Below are 15,787 nucleotides of genomic sequence, written 5' to 3'. Positions count from 1 at the left end.
GTTTTCAGTTTTCATGATTAAAAGTCCTCATCTATGGTTAAGCCGATATTTCGTTTATGGAAATTTTAAAAAAACAGAATCATTTTATCAGCGTTACATTGCCTTGCTTCTCAATCACATCATTATTGCCGCAAGTAGCTTTAAGAGTGTACAGGTAAACTCCGGCCGGCATCAGTTGATTGTTAAAAGTGCCGTCCCAGCCACTATTGATATCAGACGATTCAAAAATAATTTTTCCCCATCTGTCGAAGACGCGGAAATAATTAACGGTAATCAATCCGGTACTGCGAACAAATAGGATGTCATTATGCCCGTTATTATCAGGTGTGAAAGCATTGGGAATAAAGATTTCCGCCGCATCGCATCCTGCGGTAAGCGTGATCTCATCATCAGCCATACAGCCGGTTGTGTCGGTAACCGAAACGGTGTAGGTGATGGTGGAAAGGGGAGTGGCAACAGGATCAGGACATTCAGTGCAACTGAGATACGTTGCCGGACTCCAGGCATAGCTGCCTGCAGAACCGGTTGCATTTAACTGGTAGGCAGAACCCGCTACAACGCTTACATCATCTCCCGCATTAATAAAGGGCTCCGAAACAAATACCGACACCTGTAGTGTATCTTGATAACAAATGCCATCTGATACTATCACCATAAAAACGGTGGATTGTGCAGGTGAGGCCAGTGGCATAGCAGAGCCGGCATCACTTAACGATTCCGCGGGCGACCACTGGTAGAAACTTCCTCCTCCGGCCATCAGTTGTGCTGATGTTCCGGAACAGATTACTGTGTCATTCCCGATGATGCCGATGAGTGGCGGAACCACTTCTATGTGGACAGAGTCAATGTTCTTGCATTGATTGATATCAGTCACTGTAACGGAATAGGTAACGCTTACCGTAACAGCCGTTACAGGATTGGGAATTACGTTTGAAGAAAGTCCGGCTGAAGGTGTCCAGTAATAGTTAATACCACCGGTTGCATTCAGTTGAACAGTATCGCCATGACAAACAATCGTATCCCGGCCTGCATTTGCAACTGGCAATGGATGAACGGTAATGGTTACCGAATCATAGCCATAGCAAATGCCGCCATCATTCACTTTTACAACGTATGTTGTTGTGACCACAGGCTGCGCTACCGGATTGGCAATTGCTCCATTACTGAGTGTTGAATCCGGGAACCACCAATAGGAGGTTCCGCCGCCTGCATGCAGCATGATGCTATCGCCGATACAGACAGCCGAATCAATTCCAGCATCAGCAGCCGGAACCGGAAGCAACGAGATAAGTATTGAATCTGAATTCTTGCATCCGAAAGCATCAATTCCCGCAACGTAGTACATGGTAGTAACCGTTGGCGAGGCTGTTGGACCGGAAAGTGTTGAATCATTCAGCGAATAGGAAGGGCTCCATGCATACGCTATTGCACCATCAGCCTGCAGCTGCACCGAATCGCCAGGGCAGATAGAAGTGTCTGCTCCTGCCTCAACCGCCGGCAGTGCATTCACCATGATATGAATAGAATCTACAAAGGAGCAGAAGGATCCAATGCTTACGGTGACAGTGTACGTGGTAGAAGTTAGCGGATATGCTACAGGTGCAGCAATAGCGATGTCACTCAATCCTTCAGATGGAGACCATACATACGACCATCCGCCGGAAGCATGCAGCACAACACTGTCGCCGGCACAGATAGTGGTATCCGGCCCAGCATCAACAGATGACGAAGAAAGGACGAGTACATAAATGGAATCGATGCCGGAACAACCTGCGCTGTCAGTTCCGGTTACAAAAAATAAGGTGCTCGTATCCGGAAAGGAGAAAGGTTCAGCAATGTTGGAATTACTCAGAAAGTCTGCCGGCGACCATTGATAACTGATACCACCTGTTGCAGAAAGCTGTAGTGTGTCACCGAAGCAAAGGCTCGTATCAATGCCTGCATCGATAATGGGCAATACCAGCACTTTGATTGTTATGCTATCCGTTCCCTTGCAGCCATTTAACGCAGTTCCTGTTACTGTATATGTAGTACTGGTTTGAGGGAAAGCTTTGGGGTCAGCAACCTGGTTAGTATCCAACGCATAGGAAGGCTCCCAGCTATAAACCTCTGCTCCTTCAGCATGAAGCTGTATGGTATCTCCAAGGCACATTGACACATCATTGCCGGCATTCAGCTGAGGTATTTCCTCCACGGTAATTAATATGGAATCAATGCCGGGACAAGTGCTTCCGGCATTCACTGTTACCGTGTACATTGTTGTTTGTTCTGGAAAAGCCATTGGATTGGCTAAGGTGGCATCATTCAGTCCTTCAGACGGCAACCACATGTATGCACTTCCTCCGGAAGCATGCAATATGGTAGTGTCGCCTTTACAAATGGTATCGTTTATACCTGCATCCGCGTTCAGGGCATTGAATACGGTAATCAGGATTGTATCCGAATTGCTGCATCCATCAACATCAAGAGCTGTTACTGTATACTGCGTAGTAATATTGGGATATGCATAGGGATTGCTGACTAAGGAATCTGTGAGAGAAGAAGCAGGTGACCATGCGTAAATCAAACCTCCTGATGCTTGCAGTTGTATGGTATCGCCTTCGCATATCACCGTGTCATCGCCGGCATTAATATTGGGAAGTGCTATGACAGCAATATGCGTTGTGTCATAAGCAGCACAGTTATTGGTGTCAGTAAAAGTATAGTAAACAGGATGGATGCCGACTCCTGCAAGTGTAGGATCAAAGAGGTCATTGCTGATGCCGGTGCCCGATAAAATTCCGCCGGTGGGTACCAGCAAAAATGAAACCGGTGCAGCATTCATGCAAATGGTGGAATCAACTGCTGAAACGGAAACCTGCGGTGCTTCATTGATAGCGAAAGCAGCGGTATCGGAAGCGCTGCATCCGTAAAGATCTGAATATGCATAGTAGACTGCATACGGTCCGCCGGCAGCAAGCATCTCCGGCAGCAAAAAAGTGCCGTTGACGCCATCACCGTAAAATAGGCCGCCTGCAGGAGCAGCCATCAATGCTATTGGAGCACTGTTGCCGCAATATTGATCCTGCAATCCAAGTATGGTTACCACAGGTACAGGAGTAATATTCACAACAACAGAATCCTGTGCAGAACATCCTGATTCATTGGTAACAGTCAGTGTATAGATGGTTGTGGCAAACGGTGATGCGATAACTTGTGCTGCAGTATCATTGTCAAGTGTTGCAGAAGGCGACCATAAATAGGTTACTCCGCCGGTGCCTTGTAAAACAGCAGAGCTTCCTTCACAGATGATAGTGTCGCTTCCTGCATTTGCTGCCGGCAAGGGCAATACGGCAACCTGCACGGTATCGTAAGCGCTGCAGCCATTATTATCTGTGCCGGTTACAAAAAAATCCTGTGTGCTCACCGGGAATGCAATAGGATTTGGTGAATTGTTATTACTCAGGAACTGTGCAGGCTGCCACACATAGTTTACTGCCCCTTCGGCCTGCAACTGCACCGAGTCTGACGGGCATATTGCCTGATCAGTTCCTGCGGAAACAACAGGTAATACATGAACATGCACCGTTTTTTTTAGTGAATTCGTACACCCGTTTTCTGTGGTGATCGTAAGCCGCACATTAAAGTCTTCGCTTTCATGAAAAATATGAAAAGGGTTTTGTTTGATAGATACATTGGCGCCACTCGTGGGATCATCAAAATTCCATGACCATGCCACTACTTCATCCTGCGAAGTTGATAAGTCGATAAAGAATACTGTATCATTCACGCATGCCGAATCCGAAATGGCAAAATAGGATTGCGGGTGCAGAACAATGACGGTATCAGATGCAGTTGAAGTGCATCCTGCACTTGTTGTAGTGGTAAGAGAGACCGGAAACAAACCAGGAACATTATAATAATGCTGCGGATTTTTCTGAGACGAGGAGTCATCAGCGCCGGAGGTGGGATCACCGAAATTCCAATGCCAGTTTATAATTGAATCACCGGGCGTACTGTTATCGGTAAAAGTAACAATGGCGGAATCACAAACATTTATCGGCGAAAAAGTAAATGCAGCCACAGGCGGACATTGTATAACGACCAGTTGTGTATCGGCCGAATGCAGTCCGTTGCTGTCTGTCACCGATAATACGACTGAAAAAATGCCGCAATCCGTGAAAGTATAAGTAGTGTTTTCAGCAGTATCTGATGCTCCATCAATACCAAAATGCCAGTTGTAGGTAAGTGGCTGATCACCGGTGGAGGTACTGGTGAAAGTGAACTGCGCCGGTGCGCATGGTTTAGGCGGTGCGGTTATCTCAAAGGAGGCAACAGGTTGCGCTTCCGCTGCAGCATAACAGCAAAAACTGAGCAAGCCTGCCAGCATTTTCATTGTATATTCTTTCATTGGTCGCCTCAATCACCTGCTGCAAAGAAAGTGAAAAGAGAGGATATGAGCTTTGAAGTATTGCTGGCGAATGAGGGTATTGATGCTGATGGCAGTGTCATTGATTTTGTATTTTTTGATAATATAATCGAAATTGCAATTACCACCATGATGCGAATCTCCCATATCAATGGTGTCAAACGGCATAGCTTGTATTTGCTGCCCGATGGATTTTACTCTTTTAAAAGAAATATATAAACACTGCGTCTTTATCGGTTAAATTTCCAATCAGCTACGGACAGGCAATGCTGTCTATTTTCGGATTTACGCACGCGATCATTTTAATGATAAATATTTTTAAAGTGGAGTTTGCAGGCATCGATGCCTTTCGGAAAATCACGCAGTTAAATCGACCTTTTATTTATTTTTGATTGTTAACGCAGTTAATTTCTTTTCCAATCTTCATACTATTCTTAATAGAAGCAATTAGTGATGGTGAAAGAAATTGGTTCAACTGGGCAAGGATGTTTAAACAGCTATTAAATTTAATAGGATTACGCAATCACAAATCAGGATGCAGCCGGTGTAAACCGGCGGAATAGAACAGATAGTTAACCAGAAAAATTTAAGATGAAAATTCAGGGAAATATCGTTGACGTGGTGACTTGCACTGTTTTTCCGGGCGAGATCAAAGTCACTGATGGACGCATTCAAGCCATCATGCGCTTACCGGAAGCCAAATTTGATCATTTCATTTTACCCGGCTTTGTGGATGCACATGTTCATATCGAAAGTTCAATGCTGATTCCCTCAGAATTTGCAAGGCTTGCCGTGGTGCATGGAACGGTAGCCACCATTTCCGATCCGCATGAAATTGCCAATGTCATGGGAACAGCAGGAGTGGAGTATATGATTGAAAATGGCAACAGGGTACCCTTTCATTTCAATTTTGGCGCACCTTCCTGCGTACCGGCCACTCAGTTTGAGACAGCCGGTGCAGTAATGGATGCTGCTGTCATTGACAGGCTGTTGTCACGAAAGGAAGTGAAGTATCTTTCGGAGATGATGAATTATCCGGGCGTACTATCGGGCGATGAGGAGGTATTGAAAAAAATTGCTGCCGCGAAAAGAAGAAATAAGCCCGTTGACGGGCATGCGCCGGGCTTAACAGGCACGAATGCGCTGCAGTACATTGGTGCGGGTATCAATACGGATCATGAATGTTTCACGTATGAAGAAGGGTTATTCAAATTGCAACATGGCATGAAAGTGTTGATCAGGGAAGGCAGTGCCGCTAAAAATTTCGAGGCATTGATTCCGCTGCTCAGCGAATACCCTGATATGATCATGTTTTGCTCGGATGACAAGCATCCTGACGATCTTGTAAGGGGCCATATCAATCAGCTGGTGTTGCGTGCGCTGGCGAAGAATATTGATTTCTGGAAAGTAATTCGTGCCGCTACCCTAAATCCCGTAATCCATTATAATCTTGAAAGCGGGCTGCTTCGAACAGGAGATTTTGCTGATTTTATTGTAGTAAATAATTTAAGTCAGCTTAAGGTGCTGCAGACCTATATCAAAGGCATTCTCGTAGCGGAGAACGACAGGAGCCTGATAGAGAAAGTAAGTTCAACGGTCATCAACAATTTTGTTTGCCACGAAAAAAACGCGGCTGACTTCAGGATAGTACAACCGGCAGAACACGCAGGTATGAGTCACACATTGTCTGTGAAGGTGATAGAAGCCAGCGATGGTCAGCTTATTACCAAAACTTTTCATCATCCGCTTGCACGGCTCATCAATCAGGACGGCGAACTGGTTAGCGACATTGAAAATGACATATTGAAGTTTACAGTTGTCAACCGTTATGCTGATGCAGCACCATCTGTCGCCTTCATAAAAAATATGGGGCTGAAAACTGGGGCAATAGCTTCTTGTGTTGGTCACGACAGCCATAACATCCTTGCTGCCGGCGTTTCCGACGAAGTGATCAGCAAAGCGGTTAATGCCATTATTCGTGAAAAAGGAGGGCTGGCTGTAGCTACCGGTGACCAACTTGAAGTGTTACCGCTCCCTGTTGCAGGAATCATGTCGAATGGAGATGCGCTCGAAGTAGCTGCAGCTTATGAAAAGATTGATCACGCGGCTAAAAAACTCGGGTCAGGATTGTCTGCACCCTTCATGACTTTGTCTTTTATGGCATTACTGGTAATTCCGCAACTTAAACTGAGCGACAAAGGCTTGTTTGATGGTGGCCGGTTTGAATTTACCTCGCTTTATGATTAAGCATAAAAGGGTGCGTATAGCGCTATTCTGCTGATCGAATTTTCAAGTACTACGAAATCGGTTAAGCTATCTGATGTCTCCTTTTTTCATGCTTTTTTGTTCGAAGCAATTTTTTCTACTTTGCACAGATATGAAAGTATATTCAATCAAATTGTCAGGGGAGAAGCTGGCCACCTTTTTCCGGCAAGTTTTACCTTGTCTGTTATTACTCCTTTCACAGGAGGTATTTGCGCAATACCAGGAGAAAGGAATTATGTTCTGGATTTATCGTGGTGAAGATAAAATAGGAAGTGTGGTCGCCATCAGTATCAAGGATGGAGCGAAGCAGGTGTACCGCATTGAAACACATGTTGATGTCAGGGTGGTATTTTCTTTTAAAGCTGATATCGTTGTCCGCAATACCTTCGTAAATGAGGTGATGACAGAAGCATCTGCACGCCGTGTATTGAATGGCACGGTCAAAATCAATAACGCTATAGAAAAGCAGTCAGGCCGTTACCAGATGGTTGATAAAGATCGCGACACTACATATTACAAAGGGCTGATCAGTAATTGTGTTTCGCAACTCTATTTTAAAGAGCCTGTTAATCAGACCTCTGTTTTTTCGGAGGCTTTCCTCGAGCACATTCCGCTTATTAAGAACACTACCGATATCTATGAGCTGAGAATGCCGGATGGACATATCAACCACTATTTCTACAATAATGGTGAATGCATTGAAGTGGCTATTGAAACACAGCTCAGTAATGTCAGACTCGTGAGGGTGCCGGACTGAAGCAAGGGATCAATGTGGATAAACAGGCTTTTCATTGATATTGCTCCTGCTGAATTACGACTGCAGCGCAGCCCGAAACAGCACTGTTGGCAAATTTTACCCCTCACTTTGTTTTTCCAATGTCATTAGCTATCTTTGCCGTCCCGAATTTTAAAATCATTTAGCATACCAATGCCTAATCACTATGAAACGGTAGTCATCCTCTCACCCCTTCTTTCAGAAGAAGATGTGAAGAGGGAGATAGCCAGGATTACCAAAACGGTAACTGATGCCGGCGCAACCATTGTTGAAGAACGTAACTGGGGTCTTCGGCAGCTGGCATATCCAATCCAGGCCAAATCCAATGGTATCTATTATATCATGGAATTTGAAGGTCCCTCCACGCTTGTCAGCAGGCTGGAAGTGGAATACAAACGGGATGAGAATATCATCCGTTTCCTCACCGTAAAACTGGACAAGTACGGCATCGATTATAATGACCGTCGTCGTAAAGGTTTAGTTGGAAAAAAGAAGGACTCAAAAGATGAAAAAGAACTCAACAGCGTTTCAGCCGAAGCCTAAACGTAGATCAATGGGTGGCGGAAACAAAGAGATTAAATATCTCACCGCACCTAAACTGGTTAAACGCCAGAAGAAATATTGCCGGTTCAAGAAAAACGGAATAAAGTACATTGACTATAAGGAGACAGAATTTCTCTTAAAGTTTGTGAACGAGCAGGGTAAGTTGTTGCCGCGCCGATTAAGTGGCAATTCGCTGAAATACCAGCGTAAAGTAGCCGAAGCTATAAAGCGTGCCCGGCAGTTGGCACTGATGCCATACGTTACTGACCTTTTAAAGTAATCCCATCATGGAACTAATCTTATTACAAGACGTCGATAAATTAGGCAGGGAAAATGAACTCGTGAAAGTTCGTCCCGGCTTCGCCCGGAATTTCCTTATTCCCCGCCGGCTGGCAGTAGTAGCCGATGAAAGTCAGAAGAAAATGCTGGCGGAAAGAATGAAGCAGGAGACACGCCGTGAAGAAAAGCTGCTCAAGCAAATTAACAGCGTGGTGGATGTGCTGAAGAATACAAAGTATACGATTGGCGCAAAAACCGGAACGAGCGGTAAAATTTTCGGCAGCGTTACCACTATTCAGTTGTCGCATGCCATAAAGAAGCAATCCAATCTTTCCGTTGATCGCAAAAAAATTACTTTGCCCGACGAAATCAGTGTGTTGGGAGAATACAAGGCAAATATCAGTTTGCATAAGGACATCAATGTAGAAGTTGCATTTGATGTAGTAGCAGAATAAGATAAATCATGTTGCTTCACCGCAGCTGCGAATCCTTTTCATTGACATGAAAGGGATTTTTTATTTTTAAAGGTATGGCAGATGGCCAACTGCAATGTTTGTTGCAATCCTTGTTTTCACCTGATCGTTATGGGAGGGGAGTTTTCCTGAGCAGTTACCGTGGCTTCAAGTGCAATGGAGAATGAAAAGGCAAAAAATAATCAGACGTATATAGGAAAGTGGTGATTTTAAATACATTTGCTGTTATCGTATCCGATTGATTGATCTTAAAAAAATAGAAACATTCATTATTGAGAAGCTCCGGAGAGGACTCGATCCGCGCCTGACCTATCATGGTGTTCATCATACCATAGATGTGGTGAAAGAAGCCATGCAGATCGCCTCAGAAGAACACGTGACTGACCCTGAAGATTTGCTGATCTTGCATATTGCAGCGCTGTTTCACGATACCGGTTTCCTGTTTATTTATAAAGATCATGAAGAACGAAGTTGCCTTATTGCAAAAGAATTTCTTCCGGCATTTGGCGTAAGCAGCGATCAGTTAAACCGGATCTACGGTATGATAGCGGCAACAAAACTCCCACAATCTCCCAAGAACCACCTCGAACAAATCATTTGTGATGCCGACCTTGATTACCTCGGCCGTGAGGATTTTTTCGCCACCGGCAAGGCCTTGTACCTGGAATGGAAATCATACCGTTTTGTAAAAGATGAAGATGACTGGAATGTGAAACAGGTGCGTTTCCTGGAAGGGCATCACTATTATACAAAATCTTCGGCACTGAGGCGGGAAGCATTAAAAGCACAACATCTTACGGAGTTGAAAAAAGCGGTAATTCCCTGATCATGCAATACCAAGCCGGGCTTTCAGCTCTGTATTCAGTTCATTTTGCTCGCGCAGGCGCTTGCATAATATTTTTAAGACCCCTTTTACTACTTCCACGCGGTTGGACATCAGTTCGTAAAAAGGTTCCTGGTCAAGTTTCAGCAGATAGCAATCATTGACAGTGGTGGCAGAAGCTGAACGCGACTCGGTATCCAGCAGCGACAGCTCACCAAAAAATTCTCCTTCTTTTAAAACAGCCAGGGTATGTTCATTGCTGTGAATACGCACTTCGCCCCTGTAAATTATATAGAGACAATTTCCCGTTTCTCCCTTCCTGAACAGCGTAGTGCCAGCCTCAGGCTCCAATTCTTCCAAAATAGCTGCCACCTCTACCAGCAAGGGCTCCGGTGTTTCCTGGAAAATACTCAGCGATTTCAGAATTAGAACTTTCTCAATCAGCAGCATGTATTAAGGTCATTTCGCAAGCACAAAATTTCTTGTTTCCTCAACAATATAATCACCCTTTGGCGGATAGGCGGAAAGATACGCAACACTTTCTGCATGATTAATCTGGTTCATTACATAAATGGCGGCTGCTGTGGTCCAGGAACTCAACAACATGGGAGTATTGGAGATGATCTTTTTAATTAATCCGATCATTTCAGCTGAAGAAGATGTTACTATTTCATCCGGTTGTTGCACCATGTGTAAATATTCAATTACCGGAATAAACCTGCTACCGATTTTTTTTGATACGCCGATATCAATGATTTCAATGGCATTTGCCAGCAGTTCCTTTTTCCCGGAACGAATATTCTCGGCAGCCTGCAAGAGTTTGACTCGGTCGAAAAGAAAGGACAACAAATAAAAAATGTTCGATTCGCAGGTCTTAAGTTCTGTTATCAGTGCATCTCGCAGCACGCCTGTAACATTTTCTTTTGCAAGCAAACCGATATAGCCAATGATGCCGGTTGCCATGTCAATTTCTGCCATGGCCATTTTCTGAATACTTCCGGTCATATGCCGTGGCGCAGCATAGCCCATGTCTTTCAGGGCAGTGATGACGCTTGTTTTCACTCTTGCGTCGGCAAGCAGTAAGGTCTCCAGAAATTCCTTGGCCTTTTCCCCGGGGATGCGCTCCGCTATTTTGATATACTGATTCACTTCCTTAAGTTCAAATTGCATCAATTTTGCCTGCACTGGAAAATATTTAAAGACGTCATCGCCGCATGCTGCGAGCGCACCAATGGCCGTAGCTGCCATGGCAGGTTCTTTTAGCTTATCCATCATTGCGGGTATCAGTCGGATACTTTTAATTTCACCTGCGGCAACAATTGCCCTTTTTTGTACGGCGGGTGAAACATCATTGAGCAATTTTGATAACGAGTTATAAAAATTCTTGTCAGCAGCTTTGCCGATCGTGGAGGCTGCAAGCACCCTGAACTGTTCATCTTCACTGTGCATCCAGTCCATGAGTTTCTTGCCGGCAACAATAATGGCATTTATATCTCCGCTTGTGAACAGGGCAATCATGGCCTGCTGCTGCAGTTTGACATTGTCATGGTCAAGATAGTTAAACAGGATGCCGGTATTATCTTCTTCCAGCCCGGAAAGTGTGATAAGGCATTCAATGCGCAGCGCATCCGGCACTGCTGCTTCGAGCATGGATTTTACCTGTGGAATAACCTCGGTCATGCGATGGTCATGAACCTTATGCAATGCAAATCGTTTCACATCATCATGCGCATGTTGCAGCAATACCGGAACAAATTCATGAATAGCGTTCTTGTCGAGTTTTTCAAAAGTATCTGCAGCATAAATGACTTCAAGCGGCCGCGGGCTTTTCATTTTTTCCAGCAACACTTGTTTAATGGCCGCATCATTGGTCAGCAGGAAGTTGCCCCTGAACAATCCGGTCTTCAATGATTCAATCAGGGTTAACATATACTGACGGTCGAGGAGGTACACCACCAGCATCCAGGCGGCACACATAATCAACAGGAGATAACAGGTAGTGGTGATATTGAGTGTTCCCGAGAAGTACAAGCTGGCATAAATGAAGATCCCGGCGGAAAGGAGTCCAAGCGGTGCAAGGATACCTTTTGAGATCAGGTGACCTTTCAGGCGCAGCAAGGGCTGCAATGGCTGAAAGAGAACGAGGATAAGCGGATCCTGTAAAACCGATTTCAGCACCTCTGTAATCAGCACCATGCTGCCGAACACATACAGGTAAAAAGTGAAATCACCTTCCATCTTCTGACTGATCAGTACAAATATGGTAAAGGAAATAAGCAAAACAGGCAGTATCAGCAGTGATTTTTTGATGCCTAACTTCTGCTCAATGCGGCTTGTCAGCGTAATTTTTGCCAAAATGGCGAATACTCTCCCAATTGCGAAAAATCCCGAAAGGAAGGCCAGCAGTGTCTTATCATCTTTGTATTTGAGTTTCACATCACTCAAAAAAGTGAAATCAATAACCGTCAGGGAAGCAACAACGATGAACGACAGGATGGATATCAGCAAAATCAGCTGATTACCGAAGATGCCTTTCAGTATTTCAACCGGCCCTGGCGGGCGGATAGCCTTTGCAGTGCTTTTATGTTCGACGTGATGGGAGAGTTTCACGAAATCGACCCGCTTCGACCGGATGATCCGTTGCATAAAGAGGTAAGAAATCAGGAAACAGATCACGGAAATAAACAGGAAATTGCTGATCCCAAATACACCTGACAATGCATTTATGGACAGGTATCCTAACAGTTTGGCCGGTGTATCACCAGCACTTAAAATGCTGAAAGTCCGCTTGCTTTCCCTCACGTCGAAAACCTGTGCTGCAAGCCCCCAGAATGAATTACTGCACAGAAGATAAATCACCTGATACCAGATTAGTAACAATACCGGTGCATAGTTGTATTCAACAGAATAAATTAAAATACGAATCAGCAGAATTGAAACTGATGCGGTAATGAGAATGTACAGGATCAGCCGCTGAATCGGTAGTTTATGCTCAAGCTTGGCGTATATATAATTCACCAGCAGCAATACCAGGGCCGACAGGACATATACCTTGGGTAATTCATCAACATTAAACTTCGCAAGGAATAAAGTATTGGATGATGTGAGCAGCATCGCAATACCAATGCTCTGAAATAGCTGCAGGTAAAACAGGTTGCGCACCATCCATGCTTCTGAAGGCTTGATGTTCAGTAATCGTAAGAGCGCAGTGTTCATGGTGATTTTGACAGCGGTAAAGATGCGTAACAAAATCTGCTTTACCTATAAGGCAAATTCACGCAACAGGGCATGGATGGTTCATCACAACACTTTGCGCTCCGGAGCAACCGCTTATTTTCTGGGCGGTGAATAAAATCCTTTTGCTACCTTTCTTTCCACCAACATGGTGGCCGTATGACATACATTTTAATGCGGGCCGTAATTAGAATTGAAGTGATTGACTTCATTTGTTGAATCACGGATGAAGCTTAACCGGCGCGAAACTGAAGTTCAGGTAATAAGAATGTTTTTCACTCTAAAGAAGTCTCGATGACTGTTTCAACAAATATCAACTCATGGAAGGGAATTGACCTTGAATCCCGCAGGTCGGTAATGGATCCGGTAGCTGATGATGTAATCAGGCAAATTATCAGCAACGGAGAAGAAGCAATCGTAAATAATGTTTTCATGGCACTCATACATAACGATCAGGTGCCGGATGGACTGCCGCCAGAAGTAAGTGAATATTTTAATGCTACCTCGAAACTACCTGCCTGGGCCGATAATGATGAAGGCCGTGAACTGATCAGGAGAGGTGAAAGAGTCTATAGCGATAATGGTCCTGCAATTGCACTGCTGCTGCTTTGTAAATCGCTGCCGGAATGTTATTCCTGTGTGCGCGGCGCCAAAGTGTTGTATGAAACCGGCAGGTTGATGGAAGCGCAAGGCAGCGACAGGATCCGTTCGCTCGACACGCTGAAACGGCGATTAATGGAAACATCACAGTATGTTATCAATGTGATGTCACCCGGTGGCTTGCTAAGTGCTGAGGGCCGCGGCATCCGTTCATCTCAAAAAGTCAGGCTGATACATGCTGCCATCCGTTACTTCCTGAAGAACAGGCCCGGTGGATGGGATAGTGCACAGTATGGCGAACCCATTAACCAGGAGGATATGGCTGGTACACTCTTGTCTTTTTCAGCACTGGTCATTGAAGGCCTCATCACATTAGGCATCTCGCTTTCCGATGAAGATGAAAAAGCATTTTATTTCTGCTGGCGTGTAGCGGCACATTTCATGGGTGTTAATTCCGACCTCGTGCCGGAGACAGCTGATGAAGGTCGTGCGCTCGGCCACCAGATACTGGATCGGAACAAAGGAAAATCCGCAGATGGTATGGAGCTTACCAAAGCATGTATAGAGTTTACGGAAAGCACCATACCGTTTCATACCATGGATGGTGTGGTAGAAGACCTGATGCGGTTCTTAATTGGTGATGAAATAAGCAATCTCCTTGGTATCAGGGAATTTAAAAATAAACTGGCGGAGAGGTTACCCGGAAAGCTGCAATGGTTCTTTCGTCTGATCGAGCGGTTCTTTTCCAGGAATCCGATATTGCGCCGGGTCGCATCTGTAGCCGCTAAATTACTGATGCAGGGATTCATAACAACCTACAACGATGGCAAAAAGGTTTACTTTTTTATTCCGCCATCTTTGCGCGATGACTGGAAGATTGCGGACGTTTCAAGAGAAACATGATAAAGCATAAAAAATTTCAGGGGGCGAAATGATTTTATTTAACATCAATTCCATTATCACTGATTTTTTTCAGGATGGTGCTTTGTACGATGACCTGAGTTGGCTGGACAAGTATATGAGTGTGTCCAAATACTCAGGCCTTGATATGCTGATTGTGCTTACCGGCACGGTTTTCTGGTGTGTGGCTTATTATAACATCATTCTGAATTCATTCAGAAAAAATTTTATTGAAATGCCTATGATGGCGGCTGCCGCCAACATCGCCTGGGAATTTGTGCGTGGCTGGATCTTTCCAACCGACATGGGAGCTGTCTTCGCATGGGGTTTCAAGATCTGGTTCTTTATGGATGTTTTTATCTTCTATCATGTTTTCACCAAAGGCCACAGCCAGACAAAAATTGCCTTCGTTGCCAGATATTGGAAACCATTGTTCCTTATTAATACGTTCTGCTGGGGTATCACCTTGTATTTCTTTGGGCTTGATCACCAGGATACCAGCATCGGAGCCACTTCAGCATATGTGTTGACAGTTATTATGTCGCTGCTATACATTCTCTTGTTTATTTCGCATGACGACCCGGGCGATTTTTCATTCACTGCTGCATGGACGCGAATGACCGGAGATCTCTTTATGAATTTCTTCGTATGGATGCACTACCGGCATTTTGCATATGTGCATGTGCTTGCCGCTATTGTCCTGATACTGGATGTCGCATATGTTTTAATATTTATGATGCGGCTCCGACAGGCTAAAGAGGCGGTTGCAGCTAAGCATTCAGGTAACTTTACCCATTAAATCTGTCATCCCATGGTACACTCCCTTTTCACCAGTGATAACTACACATTCTTTGAGTTGTTGATGTATTACCTGGGCGCAACGTTTTGGGTTATTACCTATATTCTAGTGGTAAGAAAAATAATAGTGTATAAGTCGGTTGAATTTCCAGTCATAGTAATCTGTGCCAATGTGCCATGGGAATTTTTATGGGGCTTTGTTTTCAAACTTGATTTTGGCGGGCCTTACCTTTTATGGTTCTGGCGATTTGGTAATTTTCTCGATATGTTCATGTTGTATTCAGCACTCCGTTATGGCGCTGCGCAGTTTTCTTCTGCACTGGTGCAAAAGCATTTCCGCCCGTTTGCGCTAGGAGCGGTGGCGATGTTTGCCATTCTTAATTACTTCTATACCAAAGCAGGCTATGATCTGGCCATGGGATTCAACAGTGCGATGATACTGAATGTGCTGCAGTCGGCCTTATGCATACAGATGGTACTCAATCTGCCCAATCAGAAATTCAGCTTCAGCATTGGGCTGGCACGGATGATTGCGACGGACGTATGCTTCACAGCCTATATCGTGTCGCATTCGCCGCAGGCCTATTTCCCTATTGCCATGTGCATCATTTGCTTTATTTTAGATGGCTTCTACCTTTACCTCGTCAACCGGCAGAATAAGCTGAATGCGGTGCATGCCTAATTTAATC

Annotated in this window: 13 protein-coding genes; 9 read left to right on the top strand and 4 right to left on the bottom strand. The window is 44.7% G+C overall.

Going from position 1 to position 15,787, the window contains the following annotated elements; genetic code table 11:
- Positions 1 to 79: 79 nt before the first annotated feature.
- Complete coding sequence (locus tag K1X61_10960; GenBank protein ID MBX7109156.1) at positions 80 to 4,390, bottom strand: gliding motility-associated C-terminal domain-containing protein; 4,311 nt, start codon at positions 4,388 to 4,390, stop codon at positions 80 to 82.
- A gap of 12 nt (positions 4,391 to 4,402) precedes the next feature.
- Positions 4,403 to 4,576 carry a chromate resistance protein gene (locus tag K1X61_10955; protein MBX7109155.1) on the bottom strand — a complete coding sequence of 58 codons (174 nt, stop codon included), beginning with the start codon at positions 4,574 to 4,576 and terminating at the stop codon, positions 4,403 to 4,405.
- A 423-nt stretch (positions 4,577 to 4,999) separates the two neighbouring features.
- Between K1X61_10955 and ade the strand changes: the two genes are divergently transcribed.
- From ade to K1X61_10925, 6 genes are all read left to right on the top strand, one after another.
- The gene (ade, locus tag K1X61_10950) at positions 5,000 to 6,655 is read left to right on the top strand and encodes an adenine deaminase (protein MBX7109154.1); all 1,656 of its coding nucleotides are present in this window, start codon (positions 5,000 to 5,002) and stop codon (positions 6,653 to 6,655) included.
- A 130-nt stretch (positions 6,656 to 6,785) separates the two neighbouring features.
- The gene (locus K1X61_10945; protein MBX7109153.1) at positions 6,786 to 7,430 is read left to right on the top strand and encodes a hypothetical protein; all 645 of its coding nucleotides are present in this window, start codon (positions 6,786 to 6,788) and stop codon (positions 7,428 to 7,430) included.
- A 171-nt stretch (positions 7,431 to 7,601) separates the two neighbouring features.
- Positions 7,602 to 7,991 (top strand): 30S ribosomal protein S6, encoded by a 390-nt coding sequence (gene rpsF, locus K1X61_10940; GenBank protein ID MBX7109152.1) that lies wholly within the window; start codon positions 7,602 to 7,604, stop codon positions 7,989 to 7,991.
- Positions 7,992 to 8,001: 10 nt separating this feature from the next.
- Positions 8,002 to 8,271, top strand: a complete 270-nt coding sequence (gene rpsR / locus K1X61_10935) for a 30S ribosomal protein S18 (GenBank protein ID MBX7109151.1) — start codon at positions 8,002 to 8,004, stop codon at positions 8,269 to 8,271.
- 7 nt (positions 8,272 to 8,278) lie between these two features.
- Positions 8,279 to 8,725 carry a 50S ribosomal protein L9 gene (gene rplI, locus K1X61_10930; protein ID MBX7109150.1) on the top strand — a complete coding sequence of 149 codons (447 nt, stop codon included), beginning with the start codon at positions 8,279 to 8,281 and terminating at the stop codon, positions 8,723 to 8,725.
- A 256-nt stretch (positions 8,726 to 8,981) separates the two neighbouring features.
- Entirely contained in the window at positions 8,982 to 9,569 is a 588-nt protein-coding gene (locus tag K1X61_10925) for an HD domain-containing protein (protein ID MBX7109149.1), read from the top strand.
- Here the strand turns inward: K1X61_10925 and K1X61_10920 are convergent, their stop codons facing one another.
- Positions 9,570 to 10,016, bottom strand: coding sequence for a cyclic nucleotide-binding domain-containing protein (locus tag K1X61_10920; GenBank protein MBX7109148.1), 447 nt, complete (start codon positions 10,014 to 10,016; stop codon positions 9,570 to 9,572).
- 9 nt (positions 10,017 to 10,025) lie between these two features.
- Entirely contained in the window at positions 10,026 to 12,782 is a 2,757-nt protein-coding gene (locus tag K1X61_10915) for a hypothetical protein (GenBank protein ID MBX7109147.1), read from the bottom strand.
- 312 nt (positions 12,783 to 13,094) lie between these two features.
- On the opposite strand from K1X61_10915, the gene K1X61_10910 reads away from it, so the two are divergent.
- From K1X61_10910 to K1X61_10900, 3 genes are read left to right on the top strand one after another with little or no spacing between them, the layout of a single operon-like run.
- Complete coding sequence (locus K1X61_10910) at positions 13,095 to 14,303, top strand: DUF2236 domain-containing protein (GenBank protein ID MBX7109146.1); 1,209 nt, start codon at positions 13,095 to 13,097, stop codon at positions 14,301 to 14,303.
- 28 nt (positions 14,304 to 14,331) lie between these two features.
- Entirely contained in the window at positions 14,332 to 15,099 is a 768-nt protein-coding gene (locus K1X61_10905) for a hypothetical protein (protein ID MBX7109145.1), read from the top strand.
- Between the two features lie 12 nt (positions 15,100 to 15,111).
- Positions 15,112 to 15,780, top strand: coding sequence for a hypothetical protein (locus K1X61_10900; GenBank protein ID MBX7109144.1), 669 nt, complete (start codon positions 15,112 to 15,114; stop codon positions 15,778 to 15,780).
- Positions 15,781 to 15,787 lie beyond the last annotated feature (7 nt).

It is taken from the genome of Chitinophagales bacterium (genome assembly GCA_019694975.1).
In the GTDB taxonomy this organism is placed as follows: domain Bacteria; phylum Bacteroidota; class Bacteroidia; order Chitinophagales; family UBA10324; genus JACCZZ01.
This window is presented reverse-complemented; position numbering and strand designations above follow the sequence as displayed.